Below are 24,698 nucleotides of genomic sequence, written 5' to 3'. Positions count from 1 at the left end.
GTCGGGTCTTTATGCAAATGCGTGGGAGTCGCGCTGCGTCAGCCAGGCGTGCGCCGGGGCCAGGCAAGCCAGGCCCAGCGCCACGCCGGCCAGCACGTCGCTTAAATAATGGGCGCCCAACAGCGGGCGCGCCAGCGCCTGCGCGGCAATCCAGCCGATGGCGGCCAGCGCCAGCCACGGCCGCAGGCCGGGGCGGCAGCGCGGCCACAGCCACAGCAGCAAAAAGCCATACAGCACGGTGGCGCTCATGGCGTGGCCGCTGGGAAACGACGCGCCAACGGTGTACAGCTGCGGGTCGAGCTGCGGGCGCGGACGGTCGATCAGGGTTTTGCCCAGCTGGTTCACCCCCCACTGGCCGAGCATCGCCATCACCAGCACGCCGGCCGCCGGGCGGTCGCCGCCCAGGCTGGCCAGCAGGACGGCAATCAACACCACCCAGGCCGCCTGCACCGGGGCGTGGCCCAGCCCGTCAAACAGCCGGGCCAGCGCCACGCAGGCCTGCGCCAGCGCGCCATCGCGCCAGGCAAACAGCGCCTGGCCCAGTTCGGCGTCCAGCGTGCTGACTGGCGGGTGGGCAAACCCCAGCGCCAACAGGGCAAAGCCGCTCATCCCACCCAGCGCCAGCCAAGGTGTAGTGCGCCGCTGGCGACGAAACAGCGCGCGGCTCATGCCTTCACCAGCGCTTTCAGCGCCAGGCGGATGCCGTCTTCCAGCTTGGTGCCGGCCGGCAGGGTTTTCACCGCCGCGCTGGCTTCTTTGTCGTTGTAGCCCAGCGCCAGCAAGGCGTGGGTGATGTCGGCGCTGGCGTCGTTGCCGGCCTGCATCGGCAGCGCCGCCGGGCTGTCGCTGGCGGCCACGCCCAGCTTGCCGCGCAGCTCCAGAATCAGTCGCTCGGCGGTTTTTTTGCCAATGCCCGGCACCTTGGACAGGCGGGCAACGTTTTCGCCGGCCACCGCCAGCGCCAGTTCGTCGGCCGACAGACTGGACAAAATCGCCAGGGCAATCTTGGCGCCGATGCCGCTGACCTTGAGCAACTGGCGAAACGTCTCGCGCTCGGCGCGGCTGGCAAAGCCGTACAGCAGCAGCGCGTCTTCGCGCACCACTTGGTGAATGTGCAGCGTCACCGCCTCGCCCACGGCGGGCAGTTGGTAAAAGGTGGTCATCGGCGCGTCCACTTCGTAGCCCACCCCTTGCACATCCAGTAGCAAGTGCGGGGGGAGCTTTTCCAGCAGGCGGCCGCTCAGGCGTCCGATCATGGCGTCAGGCTTTCCGGGGTTGAGTCAGGCGCGGGCGCGCCGGCGCAAATGGTAAGCCAGCCAGCGCAATTGCGCACCCGGCGCGATGTCAGCGGGGCGGCAGAAACCCGCGCGAATATCGGCAGCGCCGGCCAACTCCGTTACAATAGCGCCCATTCGCCAACCGGGAGCCGCCCGCCATGTCCATGTACCAATCCGACTACACCACATTCATGAACGACTTTCTGCAAAAGAACCCGTCGGTCGCCGAAGACCAGCAGCGCCTGCGCCTGACCTGGTGGGACAAGCAAGTGGACGTCAACGAGCAGCGCGGCTTTCAAGAAGCCAAGGTGCAGCAAAAGCCCTACGTCTACCAGCCGGACTGATTTTGCTGCTGCGCCAGATGCGGTAGGTTCGCCCGGCTTGGCCGGGCGTTGCCTTTTGGAGCGAACTTTTTTGCCCGGCCGCAGTCCTCAAGCTTCTGTCTCCCGCGTGTATGATCATGCTTTCCGCCCTCCCCGCCGCTGACCGCCCATGCTGAACCGCCGCCCCCGCCGCTCGATGAGCCAGATGAATGTCGTGCCCTACATCGACGTGATGCTGGTGCTTCTGGTGATTTTCATGGTCACCACGCCGATGTTTTCGCCTGGCGTAGTCAACCTGCCCAGCGTGGGCAAGGCCGCGCAAGTGGAAAGCGAGCCGGTGCAGGTGCTGATCGACGCGCAAGGCAATTACAGCGTCAGCGACAAGGGCAGCGCCCACCCGGTGGGCGATCTGGCCGGGTTGGCCAGCCAGCTGGAAACCCTCACTGGCGGCGATAAACAACGCGCCGTGGTGATTTCTGGCGACAAAACCGTGGCCTACGACAAGGTGATGGCGGTGATGCGCGAGCTGCAACAACGCGGCTACGCCCGCTTGGGGCTGCTGGTGAAAACGGAGTCGTAAGCGGTGAGTGAGCGCACGCCCCGTCATCGCCTGGGTTTTGCCGTTTCGCTGGCGCTGCACATCCTGCTGGCGTTGGTGCTGACCCTGTCGTTTTCGCCCGAGCCGGTGCGCGTGCAAGCGCCGTTGGGTGTCGAACTGTGGTCGGCGCCGCCGCCGATGCCGGGCAGCGCTGGTGCGCCCGCCTTGCCAGCGCCCGCCAAACCCGAACCGGCGCCAACACCGGCCCCCGAGCCAGCACCCGAGCCAGCACCCGAGCCGGAACCAGAACCTGTTGCCCCGCCGCCTGCGCCGCCAGTCAAGGCCGCGCCTGCGCCCCGCCCGGCCCCGGTGCAAGCGCCCGAGCCGCCGTCGGCGCGCCCGGATATCGCTTTCAAGGCCAAAGAAAGCAAACCCGAGCCCAAGCACAAGCCGGAAGAAAAAAAGCCGGAACCGAAAAAGCCCGAGCCCAAGCCGGAGCCTAAACCCGAGCCGAAGAAACCGGAGCCAAAACCGGAACCCAAGAAGCCTGAGCCGAAACCAGAGCCAAAGAAATCCGAGCCCAAACCGGAGCCGAAAAAGTCGGAACCCAAGCCGGAGCCGAAACCGGAACCGAAGAAACCCGAGCCCAAGCCAGAACCGAAAAAGCCTGAGCCTAAGCCCGAGCCAAAACCGGAACCTAAGAAACCTGAGCCCAAGCCTGAGCCGAAAAAAACCGAGTCCAAGCCCGAAGCCAAGCCGGAGCCAAAAAAATCCGACGCCAAGGCCGACAGCAAAGCCGACAGCAAGGCCGAGGTGAAAAAACCTGAGGCCAAGCCGGATGGCAAATCCGCCGAGGGCAAGGACGCCAAGGCCAAGGGCGAAGGCAAGGCGGACGCCAAATCCACGCAAAAGGGTGATGGCGCCAGCGCCAGCAAAACACCGGCCAAGGCCAATAATCCGTTTGCCGATGACTTGCTGGCCGACCTGAACAGCAGCAACAGCACGCACAAGCCCAACGCCAAAACCACCCAGGCCGGCGCGGCCGGCGGCACGCCAGGCGGTGGCGCCAGCGGGGCCAAGAGCAGCAATGGCGAATACATCAGCCAGGTGGTGGCGCGGGTGCGTCCGCATGTGCAGGTGCCCGACAATGTCAGCGGCAACCCCAAGGCGGTGGTCGAAGTCACCCTGCTGCCCAGCCTGGAAGTGCGTGACGTCAAGCTGCTGCAATCGTCTGGCAATCCGGCTTACGATGAGGCCGTGCAGCGGGCAGTGTGGGCGGCCAAGACCTTTCCGCCGCTGCCGCCTGGCGCGCAGTTTGCCGATTTTCGTCGCCTGAAGCTGGAGTTCCGCCCACGCTGAGGCTCATTATTCATGTCCCGAGAACTTACCCGAGGAAACCCCATGCTGCGTCGTCTGTTGCACGCCCTTGCCGCCAGCCTGTTGCTGACGCTGGCCAGCCTGCCCGCCCGCGCCGACATGACCATTGAAATCGTCGGCGGCGGCGCCAACCGCCATGTGATCGCCCTGCCGGCCTTTGCCGCCGAAGCTGGCGTCAATGGCGGCATCACCCCGATTGTGCGCAACGACTTGCAGCGCTCGGGCGCTTTTAATGTGCTGGCGCCGGGCGTGGTGGCCAATGCGCCCAGCAGCCCTGGCGAAATCGACTACCCGGCCTGGCGCGGCGCGGGCGCCATGAGCGTGGCAGTGGGGCGGGTTAGCGTCAGCGGTGGGCAATTGTCGGTGGAGTTCAATCTGATGGACGCCGCGCAGAAAAAACGCCTGACCGGCGGCGTGGTCACCGTGCCGGTCAGCGACAGCCGTGCGGCCGCGCATCGCATTGCCGACATGATTTATCAGGCCATCACCGGCGAGCGCGGGGTGTTCTCCACCCAGATTGCCTACGTGCTGCGCACCGGCCGCAGCTATCAGCTGCAAGTGGCCGATGCTGACGGCGCTGGCGCACAAACCCTGCTGCGCTCGGGCGAACCGATCATCTCGCCGGCCTGGAGCCCGGATGGCAGCAAGCTGGCTTATGTGTCGTTTGAAACCAAAAAACCGGTGGTGTATGTACACGCGTTGGCTACGGGCGCGCGCTATGCGGTGGCGGCGTTCAAGGGCAGTAATTCAGCCCCGGCCTGGAGCGCCGATGGCAGCCGGCTGGCGGTGGTGCTGACCCGTGACGGCGGCTCGCAGATTTATTCGGTGCCGGTGGCTGGCGGTGAAGCCACCCGCCTGAGCCAGAGCGCGGGCATCGACACCGAGCCAGACTATTCGCCGGATGGCTCGCGCATCCTGTTTACCTCTGACCGCGCTGGTGGCCCGCAGATTTACAGCATGTCGGCCGGTGGCGGCGGCGCCAGCCGGGTGACTTTCGAGGGCAATTACAATGTGTCGCCGAACTTTGCCCCGGATGGCAAGTCTTTTACCTTTATCCGCCGGGAAGGCGGCCGTTACCGGGTGATGGTGCATGATTTCACCACCGGCCAGGCCAATGCGCTGACCGACACTTCCCGCGACGAATCGCCCAGCTTTGCCCCCAATGGCAAGATGATCTTGTTCGCCACCGAGCAAGGCGGGCGCGGCGTACTCTATACCGTCACCCGCGATGGCCTGACCAAGACCCGGTTGGCCACCACGGGCGGCGATGTGCAGGAACCGGCCTGGGGCCCCTTCCCGCGCTGAACCATCCCTCACGACAGGAGAATGAAACAATGAAAGCGATCCAGCTTGTTCTGGGCCTGACGCTGGCCGCCACGCTGGCGGCGTGCTCCAGCACCGGCGGCGCCAATGGCGCAAACGGGGCCAATGGCACGAATGGCGCCAACGGCCAGCTTGACCCGAGCGCATCCGGCTACGGCCGCAATGGCGTGGGCGTGGGCGGCGATGGCAGCGGCAGCGGTGACCCGCTGCGTGACCCGAAGAGCATCCTGTCCAAGCGCAGCGTGTACTTTGACTTTGACAGCTCGGCGGTCAAGGGCGAATACAAGCCGGTGGTGGAGGCGCATGCCGGCTATCTGAAGAAAAACCCGCAACGCAAGGCGCAAATCCAGGGCAATACCGATGCCCAGGGCAGCCGTGAATACAATCTGGCGCTGGGCCAGCGTCGCGCCGAAAGCGTCAAGAGCATGATGCGCGTGCTGGGCGTGCCGGAAAATCAGCTGGAAGCCGTCAGCTACGGCAAGGAAAAACTGCGCGCCACCGGCAGCAGCGACGCGGATAACGCCGAAAACCGCCGTGCCGACGTGGCCTACGACGGCGAATAAGTCGTCGCCACGCTAGCGCCAATCTGGCCGAAGCATCTTGCTTCGGCCATTTTTTTGCCGGCAAATTGGCGTAATCGGTCTGTACCGTGGCAATCTTGCCGCGCTTTGCCGATTATTCTTGCGTCAGCGCAATGGAATGCTGCACAAAGATTGACCCCTCCTGTGCCTTATGGCGACACTAAGAGTCGCTCACAAAACCCCCTGGCGTTGTTGTGTGACCTTGCCGTACTTGTTGTACTGTCTGCGGTCACACGCCTAGCCAGGACCAGCTTCGCTGGGTTTTGTGAGCGACTCTAAAGAGCCGCTAACAAAACTCTCCTGGCGTCGTTGCACGGCCTTGCCGCACTCCTTGTACTGTCTGCGGCCGCGCGCCTAGCCAGGCGTGCTTCGCTGAGTTTTGTGAGCGGCTGTAAGCAAATATTCATAACAACTGGCCTCAGGCCGGATCTCGGTTGCGTTTGCCTGTCGCTCTCCCCCAGCCAGGGCAGCGCTCCACGGAGGAGACCTCGTCATGCACGCACCCTCGTTTGGCTGGCGCTCGATTCGCGTCCGTCTGTATCTGTTGTTCAGCCTGACTTTGCTGGGTGTGATGGCCTATGCGCTGACTGATGCCTGGAGCAACTGGCAGACCTTGCAGCGCCTGCAACGCATGGAGGCCCTGGAGCAAACCGCCCGTTCGGTCAGTGCGGTGGTGCATGAGCTGCAAAAAGAGCGCGGTCTGTCGGCCGGCTGGATTGGCACGCAGGGCAAGCGCTTTGGCCCGGAACTGGGCAAGCAGCGCGAACTGGGTGATCGGGCACACCAGGCCCTGAGCGCGCGACTGAACGGGCAGAACCCGGCTGCCGTCCTGGGTGAGTCGGCCAGCGCGGCGCTGTCGGCGGCCGACCGCCAGTTTGCCGCCGTGCGTGCGCTGCGCGCCGGCATCAGCGGGCTGAGCGTGGCCGGCCCCGCTTCATTTGCCCAGTACACCGCCACCATTGATGCCTATCTGGCGGTGCTGGCCCACCTGCCGGCGCAGGCCAGCGATGTGGATCTGGCGCGTGAGCTGTCGGCGTATATCCGCTTTATCGGCGCCAAGGAACAAGCCGGCCGCGAGCGCGCCACCCTGAATGCCGCCGTGACGGCAGACACCGCGCTGGACGATGCGCTGTATGCCCGCTTGTTGGGCGTGCTGACGACACAGTCGGTCTATCTGGCGCAGTTTCGCGAGCAGGCCGGCGCCACGCAGCGCGCGGCGCTGGATGCGCTATTGGCCACGCCGGCGGCGCAGGATACCGAGGCCATGCGCAAGCGTGTGCTGGAGCGCGCCCGGCTGGGTGGCTTTGGCGTGGCGGCAGATGTGTGGTTTGCCACCATCACCCGCAAGATCGACGCCATGAAAGGGCTGGAAGACCAACTGGCCGATGGCATTCACCAGCAGGTGCTGAGCCTGCGCCAGGCGGCGCGCTGGAATGTCGGCGTGTCGATGGCCGCCAATGTGTTGATGCTGGCGCTGGCCGTGGCGTTTGGCCTGCTGGTTAACCGGGTGCTTGCCGGCATTCATCGCACGGCGGTGACCGCCCGCCAACTGGCCAGCGGGGATTTGACCGCCCGGGTGGAGGTGGACGCGCAGGACGAATTGGGCGAGCTGCAATCCTCGCTGCAATACACCATCCAGCATCTGGCCCATATGATTGGCGAAGTGCGCAGTGCCTCGGAGCAACTGAGCAATGCTGCCGAGCAGGTGTCGGTGACCTCGCAATCGCTGGCGCAGTCGGCCTCTACCCAGGCCGCATCAGTCGAAGAAACCAGCTCGGCCATGGAAGAAATGAGCGCCGCCATCGAGCACAGCGCCGACAACGCCCGCCAAGCCGACCATCAGGCGGCGCAAGCTGCCGGACAGGCGCAAACTGGCGAACAGGCTGTCAGCGCCACGGTAGACGCCATGCGCCAGATTGCCGACAAAATCTGCATCATCGACGACATCACCTATCAGACCAATCTGCTGGCGCTGAATGCCGCCATTGAGGCCGCCCGCGCGGGGGCGCAGGGCAAAGGCTTTGCTGTGGTGGCCAGCGAGGTGCGCAAGCTGGCCGAGCGCAGCCAGGTGGCCGCGCAGGAAATCGGCCGGCTGGCCGAGGGCAGCGTGCGCCAGGCAGAGCAGGCCGGGCAATTGCTGACCAAGATGACCCCGGCCATTTTGCACACTGCCACACAGGTGCAAGAAATCGCCCGCGCCAGTGCTGAGCAAGCCACGGGTGTCGAGCAAATCAACCGCGCCATGGGTTTGTTGAACCAGTCCACCCAACACGCTGCCTCAGCCTCTGAGCAACTGGCTGCCACTGCCGAACAAATGGGCGCTCAGGCGCAGACTTTGCAGGAAAACATGGCGCATTTTCGCTTGTAGTTAAAAAACATGCCATGTGGGAGACTAATCCTGCCCTGCTTGATGTCGGTCAAGAACAAAATATTTCCAGTGCTTACAGTGTGTTTTAGACATTGTCTAAAAAGCCGGCCGCTAAGCGCGGCTAACAAAACCCAGCGCAGCACGCCTGCCTAGGCGTGTGACCGTAGACAGTACAAGTCGTACGGCAAGGTCACACAACAACGCCAGAAGGGTTTTGTGAGCCACGCTAAGTCAGCCCATTTGGGCCATGGCCGGCGCCACACCGTCAGAAGGGAAATATCATGAAAACACTGCACTGGGCGATGAGCGGCGCGCTGTTGGCATCCGCCATCAGCATGGCCTGGGCCGCCGAGCCGATTCAGCCGATTGCCGCCGCCAAACCGGGCAACCCGGCCATGGTGGAGCTGGGCAAAAAGCTGTTCTTTGACCCGCGTCTGTCCAAATCCGGCTTTATTTCCTGTAACTCCTGCCACAACCTGAGCATGGGCGGCAGTGACAACCTGAAAACCTCCATCGGCGACCACTGGCAACAAGGCCCGATCAACTCGCCCACCGTGGGGTCGTCTCAGAAAACGGAAAATAAAGCACGCTAAGCGTGCGTGGAGGCTGGCACCCAGCGGTACAGCGTCGGAATGGACACGCCGAGGTTCTTGGCCACGTCCTTGGGCGGCACCCCGCTGGCCAGCAGCTTCTTGGCCGACTCGATCTTGCTGTCGGTCATCTTCGGCTTGCGGCCGCCTTTGCGGCCGAGCTGCTTGGCGACTTCCAGCCCGGCGCGGGTGCGCTCGACGGTCAGCTCGCGCTCCATTTCGGCAAGGCTCGCCATGACGTGGAAGAAGAACCGCCCGGATGGTGTGCCGGTGTCGATGGAGTCGGTGAGGCTCCTGAACTGGACACCGTGCTTGTGCAGATCGCCGACCAGATCGACCAGTTGCTTGACCGACCGGCCCAGCCGGTCGAGCTTCCAGACGACCAAAGTATCGCCTTCGCGCAGCATTTCGAGCGTCTTGGCCAAGCCAGGCCGGTCTGCCCGCGTGCCACTCACCTTGTCCTCGAAGACCTTTTTACATCCGGCCTTGCTCAAGGCTTCGCGTTGCAGCTCCAGGTTCTGATCCTGCGTCGAGACGCGCGCATAGCCAATCAACATGGCTTGTCTCGCGCCCGGTCGATGCGTTCCTGCATCGCCTGCATCACTTCTTCGTGGGTGTACGATCTGGCGTTGGCGTCGGTGGCTTGCCGCAGGGCTTCCTCAACCTCGCGCGTCATCCGCTCGTAATCCTCCGGCCACAGCGCTTGCTCCATGCGCAGCGACGCCTGACCCAGCAGGTGCAGCAGGCTGAACAGCCGCATGTCGTTGGTGGCGACGATGCGCTCCCGAATCTGCTCCTGAATAGCTTCGCTAGCCCGATGCGCTTGTGGTGTGGCAGTCCCCTCGTAGTCAGCGGGGAATTCCGCTTCCTCGGCAATCCTTGCCCAGGCGCTGGCCAGCGCCTCGATGGTTGACGTGCTCATTTCCGCCGCTCCTGTGCTCTTTGGCGAATCAACCGGCCAAGGGGCCTCGACGCGAAAACCAGCAGCATCACGCCTATCGGATACCAGGTCGAGAAGACCACCAAGGCATCGAAGGCTGGCCGTCCGGTGTTGGTAGGCAGTACGGCGGTCACAGCCATCAACCCGCCGACCGTCCAGATGATGCGCCACACGTAGGGCATCACGCGGGGCACGTAGCCGTCATCGAAAGCGGTCTGGTAGTAGCGGCGCAGGCCGCGCTCGGCAAGCGCCTGGCGCTGCCGCTCCGACAGCGCATCCGTCCGGCCATACCAGCGCCGGAATGGTGGACAGCGCAGCAGCAAAGGGGTGAAGAGGATCATCACCGCCACGATCGCGACACCCCACGCCATGACGGCGCCGGCATCGGGCCGCTTGGCGTTCTCGATCACGGGCGCGAAGACGCCCGGAGCACCGATCATCCAGAACAGCGCAATGTGCTGATGGAAGGAGAGCTTCATTTGCTCATCCACTTGCGCAGCAGGCGCTTTTTCAGGGAGGCGCGTTCTTGCGGGTTGCGTCCCTTGTGATTGGCGATGCGATCCGCCGTGGCGGCCTGGCGCTTGACGGGCCAGTAGGAGCGGCCATCCTTGCCCATCGACCAGACGCTGCTGGCCTGGTTTTCCAGCAGGGGCAGATGGGCGCTCAGGGCTTCGGGCGACGCGCTGGTCAGCGCCGTGCGCTCACGGGTGCGCCAGCGCTGATGTCAGAGCTTCTTGTCCTCGCGCTCGCTGCCGCAGGTCGTGTGCCCGACGATGGGTGTTTTGCGGCGGCTGCGGCTCATAACGTAGTGGTCTCCAAGAACATTCAGGACTGATCCCAGGCGTCGATGGTCAAGACCTGATCGGCAGGACAGGCGGCTACGCGGTCGGGAACTGGATGGTGTTCAGTCTCATGCCGACCCCATTCGATTGATCGCGTCGCTTGCGGCACGCTGCGACGCAAGGAGGTTTGCGACCTGGTTTAGCAGCCGTGTCCGCTGCATGTCTGTTACCTATCTCCCCGACCGCTCATTGGACCAACTCCAGAGATTGGGCTCTATCGCTCAGCCAATACGAAACCGGCATTGGCTGATGCCACAACCGAGACGAACACAAATGGCTCGGTACCTGTATTTCGCGCCCCGTGCACTTGGCCCGGTCTTGCCACGGCTATCTCACCTTCCCTGAGGGCACGAACAATCCCATTGCCCTGAAAGTAATCAGCCATTCCCGACAAAACAGTCCACGTGTCTTGGCCGTGAGGATGAATGTGAGCCGCAATTTCCTGCCCGGGATGGACATGCCAAACCACGATAATTGAGTCTCGGGTTTCAAGCACAACGGAACGAATAGGCTCGCCTTCGGACGGCTGAACATACTCGGCTACAGAAAATATTCTCGATTCAACAGTCATCGGAGATCCCTCTTTCACAGTGCCCCCAGACAGGCTGGATATGAGTTCTAACTCGAATTTGAACGGGAGGCTGGTCGTGCGGTCGTGCAGTTGCCGATGAGCGTGTCGGCTGCTGCCTCCTTGCCCACCAGCGAACCGCATCGACCAACAGGTCGAGGTCGCTGCCATCCCGGTCGGTGCCATGCAGCACCGAGCCGAAGACGCGCGGGTTCGCGGCGCGAAAGCGGCCTACCGCTTCACGCACTGCGCTTCGCTTCATGTCAAGCACAACAGACGGTCGCATGCGCATCCTTTCTTATCGAAACTCGTTGAGATGATATGCAATCAAGAATAGAATTTCAAGAACTATTTTCGAGAATCGCAATGCCTTGATTCCCGTGCCGCGCCGGTTGCCTTGGCGGGCTTGTCACAAACCTACGTTTTCAAGAAGAAGGAAACCGCATGCCCCGCCGTTCGATCCTCTCCGCCGCCGAGCGCGAAAGCCTGCTGGCGTTGCCGGACACCAAGGATGAGTTGATCCGTCACTACACGTTCAGCGAAAGCGACCTCTCCATCATCCGGCAGCGGCGCGGCCCGGCCAATCGGCTGGGCTTCGCGGTGCAGCTCTGCTACCTGCGCTTTCCCGGCGTCATCCTTGGCGCTGATGAGCCACCGTTCCCGCCATTGCTGAGACTGGTCGCCAACCAGCTCAAGGTCGGCATCGAAAGCTGGGACGAGTACGGGCAGCGTGAGCAGACCCGACGCGAGCACCTGGTCGAGCTGCAAACGGTGTTCGGCTTCCAGCCGTTCACGATTGGCCACTACCGGCAGGCTGTCCAGTTGCTGACCGAGCTGGCCATGCAAACCGACAAGGGCATCGTGCTGGCCAGAGCCTTGATCGAGCACCTGCGGCGGCAGTCGGTCATTGTGCCCGCCCTCAACGCCGTCGAGCGGGCGAGCGCCGAAGCGATTACCCGCGCCAACCGGCGTCTGTTCGGGCGCATCGGCCAGGCGCTGATCGAGGCCAAGCAAGCGGGCCGCGATCCGTTCGCCGCCATCGAGGCCGTCATGTCCTGGGATGCTTTCGCCGAGAGCGTCACCGAAGCGCAGCGGCTCGCGCAACCCGAGGACTTCGATTTCCTGCACCGCATCGGCGAGAGCTACGCCACGCTGCGCCGCTACGCGCCGGAATTTCTCGACGTGCTCAAGTTGCGGGCCGCGCCCGCCGCCAAGGACGTACTCGACGCCATCGAGGTGCTGCGCAGCATGAACAGCGACAACGCCCGCAAGGTGCCCACCGACGCGCCGACCGAGTTCATCAAGCCGCGCTGGCAGAAGCTGGTGATGACCGACACCGGCATCGACCGGCGCTACTACGAACTGTGCGCGCTGTCGGAGCTGAAGAACGCGCTGCGCTCCGGCGACATCTGGGTGCAAGGCTCGCGCCAGTTCAAGGACTTCGAGGACTACCTGGTGCCGCCCGCGAAATTCGCCAGCCTCAAGCAGGCCAGCGAATTGCCGCTGGCCGTGGCCACCGATTGCGACCAGTACCTGCATGACCGGCTGACGCTGCTGGAAACGCAGCTCGCCACCGTCAACCGCATGGCGCTGGCCAACGAGCTGCCGGACGCCATCATCACGGAGTCGGGCCTGAAGATCACGCCGCTCGATGCGGCGGTGCCCGATACCGCACAGGCCCTGATCGACCAGACGGCGATGATCCTACCGCACGTCAAGATCACCGAATTGCTGCTGGAGGTAGACGAATGGACGGGCTTCACCCGGCACTTCGCCCACCTGAAGTCAGGCGACCTGGCCAAGGACAAAAACCTGTTGCTGACCACGATCCTCGCCGACGCGATCAACCTGGGCCTGACCAAGATGGCGGAATCGTGCCCCGGCACGACCTACGCCAAGCTGGCCTGGCTGCAAGCCTGGCACATCCGCGACGAAACCTACGGGGCGGCACTGGCCGAGCTGGTCAACGCGCAGTTCCGACATCCCTTCGCCGAGCATTGGGGCGACGGCACCACGTCATCGTCGGACGGCCAGAACTTCCGCACCGGCAGCAAGGCCGAGAGCACCGGCCACATCAATCCGAAATACGGCAGCAGCCCAGGGCGGACGTTCTACACCCATATCTCCGACCAGTACGCGCCGTTCCACACCAAGGTCGTGAACGTCGGCGTGCGCGACTCGACCTACGTGCTCGACGGCCTGCTGTATCACGAATCCGACCTGCGGATCGAGGAGCACTACACCGACACGGCAGGGTTCACGGACCACGTCTTCGCGTTGATGCACCTGCTGGGCTTCCGCTTCGCCCCGCGCATTCGTGACCTGGGCGACACCAAGCTCTACATCCCGAAGGGCGATGCCACCTACGAGGCGTTGAAACCGATGATCGGCGGCACGCTCAACATCAAGCACGTCCGCGCCCATTGGGATGAAATCCTGCGGATGGCCACCTCGATCAAGCAGGGCACGGCGACGGCCTCGCTGATGCTCAGGAAGCTTGGCAGCTACCCGCGCCAGAACGGCCTGGCCGTCGCCCTGCGTGAGCTGGGACGCATCGAGCGCACACTGTTCATCCTGGACTGGCTGCAAAGCGTCGAGCTGCGCCGCCGCGTGCATGCCGGGCTGAACAAAGGCGAGGCGCGCAACGCGCTGGCCCGCGCCGTGTTCTTCAACCGCCTGGGGGAAATCCGCGACCGCAGCTTCGAGCAGCAGCGCTACCGGGCCAGCGGCCTCAACCTGGTGACGGCGGCCATCGTGCTATGGAACACGGTCTATCTGGAGCGGGCCGCGAACGCCTTGCGTGGCCACGGTCAAGCCGTCGATGACGGCCTGTTGCAGTACCTGTCGCCGCTCGGCTGGGAGCACATCAACCTGACCGGCGATTACCTCTGGCGCAGCAGCGCCAAGATCGGCGCGGGCAAGTTCAGGCCGCTACGGCCGCTGCAACCGGCTTAGCGTGCTTTATTTTCCGTTTTCTGAGACGACCCCACCGTGCTCAATTCGCGGCTGAACCTGGCCCAGTTCTGGGATGGCCGCGCCAAAGACCTGAAAGAACAAGCCGGCGGCCCGATCGCCAACCCCAAAGAAATGGCCTTCAGCCACGCGCTGGCGGTGGATGTGCTGCGCTCGATTCCGCAGTATGTCAACGAATTCAAAAAGGTCTACGGCGAACCCGCCATCGACATCGGCAAGGTCACCACGGCGATTGCCGCCTTTGAAGACACCCTGGTCACCCCGGACAGCCGCTTTGACCAATGGCTGAAGGGCAATAAAAAGGCGCTGAGCGCCCAGGAGCTGCGCGGCTACCAAACTTTCAAGAACAGCGGTTGTGTGGCCTGTCACAATGGCCCGAACGTTGGCGGCAATTCCTTCCAGAAAATGGGCCAGGTCGAGCCGTACAAAACCAGCAACCCGGCCGAGGGGCGCGTAGCAGTCACTGGTAAGGATGCCGATCGGTTTACCTTCAAGGTGCCCACGCTGCGCAATGTCGAACTGACCTACCCGTACTTCCACGATGGCGAAGCCGCCACCCTGGCGCAGGCGGTGGACGTGATGGGCCGTCTGCAACTGGGCAAGAAGTTTACCGAGCAGGAAATCGGCGATGTGGTGAGCTTCTTGAAAACGCTGACCGGCAAGCAACCGGATTTCAAACTGCCGATTCTGCCACCGTCCACCGACAGCACCCCGCGCCCGCGTCCGTTTGACTGAAACGCCGCACGCACCCTGCCTGCCGCTGCTGCGTCATTTTGCCTGGGTGGCGGCTGGGCAGCGGGGCAGGATGGCCGTGCGCTGTGTGCTGCAAATCGACAGCGCCTGAGCGACCCGCAGTGCCCGAGCGTGATACGTTCTGGACGCCGTGGGTCATATGCCATCCGGATGGCGTGTGGGCATGGGCTTGACAGCACCCGGCCGGCGCGCCATCGTGCGCCGTTTCATGGTTCTGTTGTGCAAGAGGCGTTGCCATGCCCACTTTGCTGCCTTCCCTGCCGGATGTGTCCGGTCATTTGTTGCGCGCCGGTATCCCGGTGACCGCGCAACGGCTGGCCATTGCCCGTGTGCTGTTGCCGCTGCCGGTGCACCTGAGCGCCGAGCAGGTGCAACAGTGCGCCAGCCACTACACCAGCGGCTTGTCGCGCGCCACGGTGTACAACACCCTCAAGCTGTTCACCGCCCGCGGCCTGCTGCGCGAACTGGCGGTGGAGCCGGGAAAAACCATGTTTGATTCCAATCCCCAGCCACATCACCATTTGTATAACAGCGCTACCGGCGAGCTGACCGACATCCCGGCCGACACCCTGCGCCTGTCTGGTGCGCCGGTGCTGCCCGACGGCTTGGAGCTGGAGCAAATCGAAGTGATTGTGCGGGTGCGTCCGCGAGAGGACGGCCAGCCCGCCCCACGCAATTAAGCGCCGCTCACAAAACCCGCCTGGCCTCGCTGCGCGGCCTGCGGGTTTGGGCGCGCTCAGCGGGTAAAGCGCAGCACCCGCAAGCCATTGCCCACCACCAACAGGCTGGCGCCGACATCGGCGAACACCGCCAGCCACAGGCTGCCATGGCCGCTGAGCGTCAAGCCTAAAAACACCACTTTCAGCCCCAGCGCCAGGCCAATGTTCTGCCACAGCACGGTGCGGGTGTGCCGCGCCAGGCGGATAAACCAGGCCAGCTTGCGCGGGTCGTCGTCCATCAGCGCCACGTCGGCCACTTCCAGCGCGGTGGCCGAGCCGGCGGCGCCCATGGCAAAGCCGACGTCGGCGCGCGCCAGCGCCGGGCCGTCGTTGATGCCGTCGCCCACCATGCCCACCACGCCGTGGCGCGTTTGCAGGGCTTCGATTTCACTGAGCTTGTCTTGCGGCAACAGCCCGGCGCGCACTTCATTCAGCGACAGCTGCGCCGCCACCGCTTGCGCGGGCGCGGCGCCGTCGCCGGTCAGCATGGCGCTGTGCACGCCCAGCGCCGACAGCGCGGCCACCGCCTCGGGCGCGGCGGGGCGCAGCTGGTCGGCCACGGCAAACAGCGCCAGCGTATGCGCTCCGCAGCCAAACAGCACCGGGGTGTAGCCTTGCGCGTCCCAGTCGGCCAGCGCGGCGTCCAGCTCGCTGGATTCCGCAGCAAAGCGCGCCGCCAGGCGACGATTGCCCAGCCAGTAGGTTTCGCCATGCTGTTCACCGCTGATGCCCTCGCCCGGCCAGGCGCGCACGCCGGCAAACGCCCAGGCGGCAGCCTCGCTCAGCGCCAGGGCGCGCGACACCGGGTGGTCCGAGCGCGCCGCCAGCGCGCCAGCAGCCTGACGCCAGTCGGCCAGCTCGCCGCGCAGCGCGCGCGCCTGTTGCAGGCGCGGCTGGCCCAGCGTCAGCGTGCCGGTTTTGTCCAGCGCCAGCGCGCGCAGCCGCGCGCCTTGCTCCAGCACCGCGCCGCCCTTCACCAGCACGCCATGCCGCGCGGCGGCGGCCAGGCCGCTGACCAGGGTGACCGGGGTGGAAATCACCAGCGCGCACGGGCAGGCAATCACCAGCATCACCAGCGCCTGATATACGCTGTCCAGCCAGCCGGCCCAGCCCAGCAGCGGCGGGGCCATGGCGGCCAGCAAGGCCAGGGCGAACACCGCCGGGGTGTAGTGTCGGGCAAATTGATCGACAAAGCGTTGCGTGGGCGCGCGGCGCGATTCGGCTTGTTCGATGGCGTGCAGAATGCGCGCCAGGGTGGATTCGCTGGCCGGCGCGCTGGCGCGCAGGGTGAGTTCGCCATAGGTGTTCAGGCTGCCGGCAAACACCGTGTCGCCGATGGTTTTATCCACCGGCACGCTTTCGCCGGTGATTGGCGATTGGTCCAGCGCCGACGCGCCGGCGGTGATGACGGCATCCAGCGCCACCCGTTCGCCGGGCAGCACGCGCAGCACGCTGCCGGCGCTCAGCTCGCTGGCCGGGCATTGCCGCCATTGGCCGTCGGCGGTTTGCACCCAGGCGGTGTCTGGCGTCACCGCCATCAGGCTGCTGATGGCGTCGCGGGCGCGCGCCAGCGAGCGCGCCTCGATGCGCTCGGCCAGCACAAACAAACACATCACCATCGCGGCTTCTGGCCACTGGCCGATCAACACTGCGCCGGTCACCGCCACGCTCATCAGCGCATTGATGTTCAGCGTGCGCTGGCGCAAGGCCAGCCAGCCTTTGCGGTAGGTGCTTAGCCCACAGCCGGCAATCGCCGCCAGCGCCAGCACGGCCGACAGCCATGGCCAGGGGGCAAAGGCGTGCGCCAGCTCGGCGCCTAGCGCCGCCGCGCCAGACAAGGCCAGCCCCAGCCAGCGCTCGGGCGGCGGCGGCGCGGCCGGCGCGTCGGCGGCCTCGACGGTAAAGCCCAGCGCGACAATCGCCGCCTGCCAGTGTGGCTCGCTGCCCGGCGCATGATCGACGGTGAGCTCGCGCTTGAGCAGATTAAACGCCAGCGCCGACACCTGTGGCAGCTTGCCCAGCGCGTGTTCGATCATATTGGCTTCTACCGGACAATCCATCTGGGCAATGCGCACCACGCTGCGCGTATGACCCGCCGCCAACTGGCTGGGCGGCGCGGCAGGGCTGGGCGGCGTGGCAGGCGGATGCCCGCAACTGCACGCGCCATGGCAGCTGTCGCCACTGGCTGGCGGCGTCGGGCTGGCGCGGTAAATCGGCAGGGGTTTTAACTCGGACATGGCGCATCCCTTTCTGTCGGCCACAACATCACGGTGTTCGTGCATTTCGCGTGCCAGGCGGCTGGCGTGGGCACGCGCCTAACCAGGCATGCTGCGCTGGGTTTGGTGAGCGGCGCGAAATGCGGCATGCCGACAGTAAACACTCTGGAGCAACTCCAGAGTCAAGCGCGCAGATTCAATTGCTTGCCATTCATGCACAAAACGCGCCGCCAGCGTCCAGTTTTGCCGTGCGTGAGTTTTGTCTCCCTTCGACGACGCGAGTATGCTCGCGCCTTTGCCGACTTTTGCAACGGATGCTCCCATGGCGCTGAAAGCCACCATTTTTAAAGCTGACCTTAATATCTCCGACATGGATCGCGGCTATTACGCCAGCCATGCCTTGACCATTGCTCGCCATCCTTCCGAGAACGACGAGCGCATGATGTTGCGCATTGCTGCATTTGCCTTGCATGCCGATGAACAACTGAGCTTCACCAAGGGCTTGTGCGCCGACGATGAGCCGGAGGTGTGGCGTAAAAACTACGCTGATGAAATCGAGCTGTGGATTGATTTAGGCGAACCAGACGAAAAACGTTTGCGCAAAGCGTGCGGCCGCGCTGATCAGGTCTGGCTGTATTGCTACGGAGGGCGCGCCAGTGAAATCTGGTGGCAGGGCATGCAAGGCAAGGCCAGCCGTTTTGCCAACCTGACCGTGGTCAGCATCCCGCCCGAAACCTTGCAGCAACTGACCACCCTCACCGAACGCAGCATGCAGCTGCAGGCCACCATCCAGGATGGCCAGATGTGGCTGAGCAGCGGCGAACGCTCGGTGCTGGTGGAAGGGGAATTCTGGCAACGCAGCCAGTGATTAAGCGCCGCTCACCAAACGCAGCGCCGTGCGCCTGCGGCCGCAGCCAATAACGAGGCTGCGCCACAACGCCAGCAGGGGTTTAGCGGCGCGACACTGCGCTTGCTGAAGCGCCACACGGCATGCGCCATCCTCGACTGCACACCTCACGCAAAAGCATGGCGTGGAATGGCTTCGCACGCTCAATAGACAACAGGCGAGCGTGCGTCTACAGGACGCAAGTCAATACCAATCAATCCATTATGAATTTTTTAATAGCATTAGCATTTTCCTTGATCACATCGACGCCAAGCTGTCTTCGGATGTAATCGCTTTTGGTATTTCTACGTATATGCTTTTGTTTGCATGCCGCGCAGAATGATTTCACTTTGACCTTATTCATGCGTTGTAGCTTGGCTGCTGTCATCGCCGCAACAGACGCATAGGCTTACCCTATTAATCAGGACTTGTCAGTTTTTGTCAGCTGGAATATTTGATACTTGGGCAAAGTGGTCTTTGTTAAGCACGCTATTTTTTCATCAGCAAAACAAGGCCCTCTTGACATAACGTCTGTGCAGCATGTTGCGCCTTAAATGACAATAGATTATTCACCAGCCAAAATGGATGCAAGTGGCGAGTGAATGATGTTTGGGCGATGCCCACATTCAACAAACAGATACACAAAAACCAAAGGAGCAAGACAATGGATCCGATTTTGGGGCAAATCATCCTGTGGCCGTTGAACTGGGTGCCCGTAGGCTGGCTGGCCTGTGAAGGCCAAGAGTTGCAAGTTCAGCAATATACTGCGCTGTATTCACTGTTGGGTCAGACCTATGGCGGCAATGGCTCCAGTACGTTCAAGCTGCCAAATCTGCTTGGGCGTGTGGCGATGGGGTCAACGGGCCAAGTTGGCTTGACGCCGGGCTCCGCCACCTCGACCATGACTGCCACGGGCACGGGTTCGGTGACTTTGCAGGCTAATCAAGTGCCGCTGCCTGCGCATACCCATACCGCCACATTCACCAGCACAACCGCCAGCAGCGCCAGCGTCAGTGTGTCTATTCCGGTAGATGCTGCCTCCAGCGACAACAATGTGCCTAGCAGTGCTTCAGTCTTGGGTAAGGGGCTGGTAAGTTCCTCTGCGGCAAAAATCTATAGTACGGCCGCCGCCACCACGACACTCAAGCCATTTACGGCAAGTGCAACCCTGCCTACTGTCTCTGGCACAGTGGCGGTAGGCTCTGCGAACGCATTGGCGGCACAGCAGCCGGTGCCGCTGGCTGTGGCTGTGCCTGTGGCCATGAGCACCGTGCAGCCATCATTCACGCTGCGCTACATTATCGCCGTGGAAGGTATGTATCCGGTGCGCCCGTAAGCGGCATGTGATAGCGTATTTCGCATGCGCTGGTTTGCCCAGGTGTCTTGGCAGAAACCTGGGCACGCACGGTATGAGGCATTATGAAAATATGGCGGATGTTAATATATCTGCCACGATACTGTTAGGTTTGGGTCAGATTTCTTCATGTAGCTGTTTGCTGTCGCCGTAATGCTTTAATATGTAGGTTTAGAGTCGCTAACAAAATCCAGCGCAGCACTCCTGGCTGGGCGCACGACCGCAGGCAGTACAAGAAAGTACGGCAAGGTCGGGCAGCAACGCCAGGAGGGTTTTGTTAGCGGCTCTTATTGTTGTCTAACTTGCCAAGCCGCCGCCAGCCTTCCTGTTGCACAGGTTGTGAGCCTCCTGCCTGATTTTCAAGTCTATCTTAAACATGGCATGTGGCATGCTGCTGGCGCCCATATGTGGTGCGCATGGCTTGTGGTGGACATTCAGTCTGGCGCGTTGTCGCCGTGACTGATGGTCTGGCAATGTGATCAAGAGGCTCAGGGGGAGCTATGGATACCGTTACGATCAATGCACTTTCATCCATCCCGGCAGCGCAGCCTGCGCGCCAAGTGGTGTTCATTGAAAATAATTTGTACGACTGGGGTCTATTGTCCCGTCAGATGGCGGCCAATGCCGAGGTGATCGTGCTGGATAGCGCGCAGGATGGCCTGGCGCAAATGGCAAGCTACCTGGCCACCCTCCAACCCGGCTCGCTGGACGCTATTCATGTGCTGTCGCATGGCGCGGCAGGGCAACTTAACTTGGGCAGCATTACACTCACTCAAGATTCACTGTCGCAGTACAGCGCCGAGCTTAATGCAATTGGCCAAGCACTTGGCGAAGACGGTGATCTGCTGCTGTATGGTTGCGATGTAGGCGCAGGGGAGGCCGGTGAAACGCTGGTGCGGCAGCTTGCCGCCATCACCCGCGCCGATGTCGCGGCATCCAGCAACCTCACTGGCGCAAGCGCGTTGGGGGGGGATTGGGTGCTGGAAACCCATTCAGGTGCAGTCAATAGCGCAGCGCTGACGCTGGACGAGTATATGGGGACGCTGGCGCTTACCGTCACCAATAGTTTTGCGACCGGCGTGGGTACGCCAGAGGACTTGGCTATTGATAGCCAAAATAATTTATATGTCGTATCTATTGATGACAATACGCTTTACAAATATGCCGCCAGTGGAGGAGCCATTACGGGTGGAGCGGTAAACACCGCTTTTGCAACCATCACAAACGCCACCTGCGTAGCGATTGATACAGCGGGCAACTTATACCTTGGCACAGGGAGCGGCATCATTATGAAATACCCCGCCAGTGGCGGGGTGCCCAGCAATGTAGGCGGCGTTTCGTTTGCCTCTGGATTCAATAATATCTCTGATATCGTGGTTGGATCCGATGGTTACCTTTATGCCGCAGATAGCGGCGCCAGTAAAGTGTACAAGCTCCCGGCTTCTGGCGGCCCACTCACGCTCGCTTCTGTACTGGCATCGGCGACGGTAAATGGTGCGCAACAGCTATATATTGATGCCGCCAACAACCTGTATGCCACCAGCCCAAGCGATGGCAAAGTCATCAAGTTTGCCGCTTCTGGCGGCGCCATCTCCCTGGCCAGCCCCAGCGATTTTGTCACTGGATTGAGTGATGAGCCACGGTCGATCACCAGTGACGGCACAAATTTTTATATTGGCACAGGGTCGTTTGGTGGTGATGGTAAGGTGTATAAAACAGGTGCTGGCGGCGGTGCTGTCACGCCGGAGAACACCTTTACCGGTGCGCAGGTCACAGAATTACTCTGGGCCGGCAGCAACACCTTGTATGGCACATTTTCGGACAATATGGTGCGCAAGCTGGTGACGCCAGCCCCCAACACCGCCCCCACCATCACCAGTGGCGCCGGCGGCTCGGTCGGCGAAAACTCCAGCACCTCCGTCGTGGTGTACACCGCCACCGCCACCGATGCCGAGAGTAATCCTATCTCTTATTCGCTGTCTGGCGCCGATGCGGGCCAGCTCACTATCGACAGCAGCACCGGGGTGGTGCGCCTGGTGTCTGCGGCCAACTATGAAGTCAAGAACGCCTACAACATCAATATTGTGGCGTCTGATGGCGCGGCCAGCAGCACCAAGGCGGTGACCATCAGCGTCACTGATGTGAACGAAAACCCGGTGTTTTCCGGCGCTGCCTCTGGCAGCGTGGCGGAAAACGCACCCACCTCCACCGTGGTGTACACGGCGACGGCCACGGATCCGGAGGGGGCCACAGTCAATTATAAGTTGAGTGGCACCGATGCCGCGTCGTTCAATATCGACAGCACCACCGGCGCCATCACGCTGAAAGCCTCGGCCGACTATGAAACCAAGAGCAGCTACAGCCTCAACCTGCTGGCCGTCGATGGCGTCAACACGGGGCTGAAGGTCATCACCGTGGCGGTGACCAACGTCAATGAAAAACCGGCCATCACCGCGCCTGCCTCACAGAGCGTCAACCAGGCCACCGCCACTGCGCTGACCGGCATCAGTGTGACCGATCCGGATTCCGGCTCGAACATGCTCACCCTGTCGTTTTCGGCGCCGGCGGGCACGTTTGCCGCCACCTCCGGCAGCGGTGTCACGGCACTGGGCAGCGGCACCAGCTCGATGACCTTGACCGGCACGCAAACCAATATCAACGCCTTCATCACCGCCAGCAAAGTCACCTACACCACTGCCGCGGGCGCCACCGGCACGGTGACGCTGAGCATTGGCTCCAATGACGGCGGCAATAGCGGCTCTGGCGGCACGCAAACCGACAGCGCAACCGAAACGCTGAACATTGCCGTGGCGAACGCCGCCCCCACCATCACCAGCGGCGCCAGCGGCAGCGTGGCGGAGAACGCCGCCACCAGCACCGTGGTGTACACCACCACGGCCACCGATCCGGAAAGCGATGCGCTCACCTATGCGCTGACCGGAACCGACGCGGCGTCGTTCACCATCGACACTGCTGGCGCCGTGCGGCTGGTCAGCCCGGCTGACTTTGAAACCAAGTCCAGCTACAGCATCACCGTCAACGCCAAAGATGCCAGCAACACCACCACCAAGGCGGTGACCATCAATGTCACCGACGTCAACGAAGCGCCAAACATCACTAGCGGCGCCACTGGCTCTGTCGCCGAAAATGCCGCCACCAGCACCGTGGTGTACACCGCCGCCGCCAGCGATCCGGAAAGCGGCGCAGTCAGCTATTCGCTCAGTGGAACCGACGCTGCCTCGTTCAGCATCAACAGCAGCACCGGCGCGGTGACACTGAACGCCTCGGCGGACTACGAAACCAAGAGTAGCTATAACCTGACGCTGATTGCTGCGGATGCTTCCAGTAATACCTCTGGCAAGGCTGTCACCATCAATGTCACCAACGTCAACGAAAAACCCGTGCTGACGGCGCCCGCCTCGCAGAATGTGATGCAGGCCACTGCCACGGCGCTGACCGGCATTAGCGTGGCCGATCCGGATTCTGGTTCCAACCCGATCACTGTCTCGTTGTCGGCGCCGGCTGGCACGTTTACCAGCACCACTGGCAGCGGCGTCACCGTGCTGGGCAGCGGCACCAGCTCGATGACGCTGACCGGCACCCAGTCCAACATCAATGCCTTTATCACTGCCAGCAAGGTCACCTATACCACTGCCGCAGGCGCGACTGGCACGGTGACGCTGAGCATTGGCTCCAATGATGGCGGTAACTCCGGCTCGGGCGGCACGCAGACCGACAGCAAGACCGAAACCCTGAATGTGGTGCCGCCGAATGCTGCGCCGGTCATCTCCAGCGGCGCCAGCGGCAGCGTGGCAGAAAACGCCGCCACCAGCACGGTGGTTTATACGGCTACCGCCACGGATGCCGAGAGCGACACCATTGCCTACGCCCTGTCCGGCACCGACGCTGCTTCGTTCAGCATCAACAGCAGCACCGGCGCGGTCACCCTCAATGCCTCGGCGGACTTTGAGACCAAGTCCAGCTACAGCATCACGGTGAATGCCAAGGATGCCAGCAACACCACCACCAAGGCGGTGACCATCAATGTCACCGACGTCAACGAGGCACCGACCAATATTGCTCTGTCGGCCAGCAGCGTCGCCGAGAACACCTCGACCGCCAGTGCGCTGAACATCGGCAACCTCACCAGCACCGACCCGGATACCGGCAACACCTTCACCTACAGCGTGGTTGGCGGCGCTGATCAGGCCAGCTTCCAGGTGACAGGTGCAGCCTTGCAGTTCAAGGCCGGCACCACACTGGATTACGAAACCAAGAACAGCTACGCCGTCACCGTGCGCAGCACCGACCAGGGCGGGCTGACCTTTGACAAGGCCTTCACCGTCACCCTGACCGATGCCAATGACAAGCCGGTCATCACTGTTCCCGCCTCGCAAAACATCACCATCGGTTCTGCGGCGGCACTGTCTGGCATCAGCGTGGCCGATCAGGATGCTGGCAGCAACAGCATTTCGCTGGCCCTGTCGGTGCCGGCCGGCACGCTCACGGCGACCAGCGGTGGTGGGGTGACGGTCAGCGGTTCTGGCAGTGGCTCGCTCACGCTGGCCGGCTCGCAAAGCGCCATCAATACCTTTCTGTCGGGCGGTGGTGTCAGCTATGCCACCGCTGTCGGCGCCAGTGCCGGCAGTACCGTCACGCTCTCGCTGGTGGCCAACGACAATGGCTTCAGCGGTGGCGGTGCGCAAACCGGCAATGGCTCGGTCACCCTGAATCTGGCTGCCGCAGGGGGCGGTGGCGGCGGTGGGGGCAGCGGTTCTTCATCTTCCAGCACCTTGGTGGATGGCGTCAATGTGACCTCTGGCACGGTGACCCGTAGCGACGGCAGCAGCGTGCCCAGCAAAATCATCCCGGTGGTTACTGCTGGCCGTCAGGACCAGGACGGCGCCAGCGCCAATGCCGACATCCCGCTGGCCGGCAGCAACACCACGCCTGCCATCAAAGCAGAAATCCCGGTCGGCATCGGCATGACCTCCATCGGCGGCGACAGCACCAAGACCGACAAAACCGACCTGATCACCGCCATCAAGAGCCGCACGGTGGACAAATCCG

Annotated in this window: 21 protein-coding genes and 1 pseudogene; 14 read left to right on the top strand and 8 right to left on the bottom strand. The window is 62.9% G+C overall.

Going from position 1 to position 24,698, the window contains the following annotated elements:
* Positions 1-9 precede the first annotated feature (9 nt).
* Positions 10-669 carry a phosphatase PAP2 family protein gene (locus tag DFR34_RS13975; protein ID WP_110391775.1) on the bottom strand — a complete coding sequence of 220 codons (660 nt, stop codon included), beginning with the start codon at positions 667-669 and terminating at the stop codon, positions 10-12.
* A complete protein-coding gene (gene ruvA, locus DFR34_RS13970; protein WP_110391774.1) occupies positions 666-1,256 on the bottom strand; it encodes a Holliday junction branch migration protein RuvA in 591 nt (196 codons plus the stop codon). Before ruvA ends, DFR34_RS13975 begins: the two co-directional genes overlap by 4 nt.
* Positions 1,257-1,435: 179 nt before the next feature.
* Between ruvA and DFR34_RS13965 the strand changes: the two genes are divergently transcribed.
* The 7 genes from DFR34_RS13965 to DFR34_RS13935 all read left to right on the top strand — a co-directional run bounded on the left by DFR34_RS13965 (position 1,436) and on the right by DFR34_RS13935 (position 8,380).
* Positions 1,436-1,621: a DUF3460 family protein gene (locus DFR34_RS13965; protein ID WP_245906899.1), complete on the top strand. Its 186-nt coding sequence runs from the start codon at positions 1,436-1,438 to the stop codon at positions 1,619-1,621.
* Positions 1,622-1,769: 148 nt separating this feature from the next.
* Positions 1,770-2,180, top strand: a complete 411-nt coding sequence (locus tag DFR34_RS13960; RefSeq protein WP_110391772.1) for an ExbD/TolR family protein — start codon at positions 1,770-1,772, stop codon at positions 2,178-2,180.
* A gap of 3 nt (positions 2,181-2,183) precedes the next feature.
* The gene (tolA, locus tag DFR34_RS13955) at positions 2,184-3,497 is read left to right on the top strand and encodes a cell envelope integrity protein TolA (RefSeq protein WP_245906898.1); all 1,314 of its coding nucleotides are present in this window, start codon (positions 2,184-2,186) and stop codon (positions 3,495-3,497) included.
* A gap of 42 nt (positions 3,498-3,539) precedes the next feature.
* Positions 3,540-4,820: a Tol-Pal system beta propeller repeat protein TolB gene (gene tolB, locus DFR34_RS13950; RefSeq protein WP_110391771.1), complete on the top strand. Its 1,281-nt coding sequence runs from the start codon at positions 3,540-3,542 to the stop codon at positions 4,818-4,820.
* 29 nt (positions 4,821-4,849) lie between these two features.
* Positions 4,850-5,401 carry an OmpA family protein gene (locus DFR34_RS13945; RefSeq protein WP_110391770.1) on the top strand — a complete coding sequence of 184 codons (552 nt, stop codon included), beginning with the start codon at positions 4,850-4,852 and terminating at the stop codon, positions 5,399-5,401.
* 511 nt (positions 5,402-5,912) lie between these two features.
* Entirely contained in the window at positions 5,913-7,787 is a 1,875-nt protein-coding gene (locus DFR34_RS17200) for a methyl-accepting chemotaxis protein (RefSeq protein ID WP_158281837.1), read from the top strand.
* Positions 7,788-8,068: 281 nt separating this feature from the next.
* Complete coding sequence (locus DFR34_RS13935; protein ID WP_211309425.1) at positions 8,069-8,380, top strand: cytochrome c peroxidase; 312 nt, start codon at positions 8,069-8,071, stop codon at positions 8,378-8,380.
* On the opposite strand, the gene DFR34_RS13930 is transcribed toward DFR34_RS13935, so the two are convergent.
* The 5 genes from DFR34_RS13930 to DFR34_RS13910 form a co-directional block, all read right to left on the bottom strand.
* A complete protein-coding gene (locus tag DFR34_RS13930; protein ID WP_003100847.1) occupies positions 8,377-8,934 on the bottom strand; it encodes a recombinase family protein in 558 nt (185 codons plus the stop codon). The genes DFR34_RS13935 and DFR34_RS13930 overlap by 4 nt on opposite strands.
* A complete protein-coding gene (locus tag DFR34_RS13925; RefSeq protein ID WP_003100853.1) occupies positions 8,928-9,299 on the bottom strand; it encodes a hypothetical protein in 372 nt (123 codons plus the stop codon). The genes DFR34_RS13930 and DFR34_RS13925 overlap by 7 nt, the downstream gene beginning before the upstream one ends.
* Positions 9,296-9,796 (bottom strand): hypothetical protein, encoded by a 501-nt coding sequence (locus tag DFR34_RS13920; protein WP_003100856.1) that lies wholly within the window; start codon positions 9,794-9,796, stop codon positions 9,296-9,298. The genes DFR34_RS13925 and DFR34_RS13920 overlap by 4 nt, the downstream gene beginning before the upstream one ends.
* Positions 9,793-9,933 carry a hypothetical protein gene (locus DFR34_RS17965; RefSeq protein WP_354657857.1) on the bottom strand — a complete coding sequence of 47 codons (141 nt, stop codon included), beginning with the start codon at positions 9,931-9,933 and terminating at the stop codon, positions 9,793-9,795. The genes DFR34_RS13920 and DFR34_RS17965 overlap by 4 nt, the downstream gene beginning before the upstream one ends.
* Before the next feature lie 440 nt (positions 9,934-10,373).
* Positions 10,374-10,730, bottom strand: coding sequence for a cupin domain-containing protein (locus DFR34_RS13910; protein WP_003465043.1), 357 nt, complete (start codon positions 10,728-10,730; stop codon positions 10,374-10,376).
* A gap of 441 nt (positions 10,731-11,171) precedes the next feature.
* Here DFR34_RS13910 and DFR34_RS13900 point away from each other — a divergent pair, with 441 nt between their 5' ends.
* The 3 genes from DFR34_RS13900 to DFR34_RS13890 all read left to right on the top strand — a co-directional run bounded on the left by DFR34_RS13900 (position 11,172) and on the right by DFR34_RS13890 (position 15,133).
* Entirely contained in the window at positions 11,172-13,682 is a 2,511-nt protein-coding gene (locus tag DFR34_RS13900; RefSeq protein WP_110391769.1) for a Tn3 family transposase, read from the top strand.
* A 36-nt stretch (positions 13,683-13,718) separates the two neighbouring features.
* Complete coding sequence (locus tag DFR34_RS13895) at positions 13,719-14,435, top strand: cytochrome-c peroxidase (RefSeq protein WP_211309424.1); 717 nt, start codon at positions 13,719-13,721, stop codon at positions 14,433-14,435.
* A gap of 254 nt (positions 14,436-14,689) precedes the next feature.
* On the top strand, positions 14,690-15,133 hold the full coding sequence (locus DFR34_RS13890; RefSeq protein WP_110391768.1) for a Fur family transcriptional regulator: 444 nt from the start codon (positions 14,690-14,692) through the stop codon (positions 15,131-15,133).
* A gap of 56 nt (positions 15,134-15,189) precedes the next feature.
* On the opposite strand, the gene DFR34_RS13885 is transcribed toward DFR34_RS13890, so the two are convergent.
* Positions 15,190-17,409: a heavy metal translocating P-type ATPase gene (locus DFR34_RS13885; protein WP_110391767.1), complete on the bottom strand. Its 2,220-nt coding sequence runs from the start codon at positions 17,407-17,409 to the stop codon at positions 15,190-15,192.
* 301 nt (positions 17,410-17,710) lie between these two features.
* On the opposite strand from DFR34_RS13885, the gene DFR34_RS13880 reads away from it, so the two are divergent.
* From DFR34_RS13880 to DFR34_RS13870, 4 genes and pseudogenes are all read left to right on the top strand, one after another.
* Entirely contained in the window at positions 17,711-18,256 is a 546-nt protein-coding gene (locus tag DFR34_RS13880) for a YaeQ family protein (protein WP_110391766.1), read from the top strand.
* A gap of 634 nt (positions 18,257-18,890) precedes the next feature.
* Positions 18,891-19,610: a phage tail protein gene (locus tag DFR34_RS13875; protein ID WP_211309423.1), complete on the top strand. Its 720-nt coding sequence runs from the start codon at positions 18,891-18,893 to the stop codon at positions 19,608-19,610.
* Positions 19,611-20,128: 518 nt separating this feature from the next.
* Positions 20,129-20,641: pseudogene (locus DFR34_RS17905) on the top strand (DUF4347 domain-containing protein); the annotation flags it as partial.
* 693 nt (positions 20,642-21,334) lie between these two features.
* Positions 21,335-24,698, top strand: a 3,364-nt coding sequence (locus tag DFR34_RS13870) for a cadherin domain-containing protein (protein WP_245906897.1), incomplete at its 3' end; no start/stop codon positions are given.

Source organism: Rivihabitans pingtungensis (assembly GCF_003201855.1).
Taxonomy (GTDB): domain Bacteria; phylum Pseudomonadota; class Gammaproteobacteria; order Burkholderiales; family Aquaspirillaceae; genus Rivihabitans; species Rivihabitans pingtungensis.
This window is presented reverse-complemented; position numbering and strand designations above follow the sequence as displayed.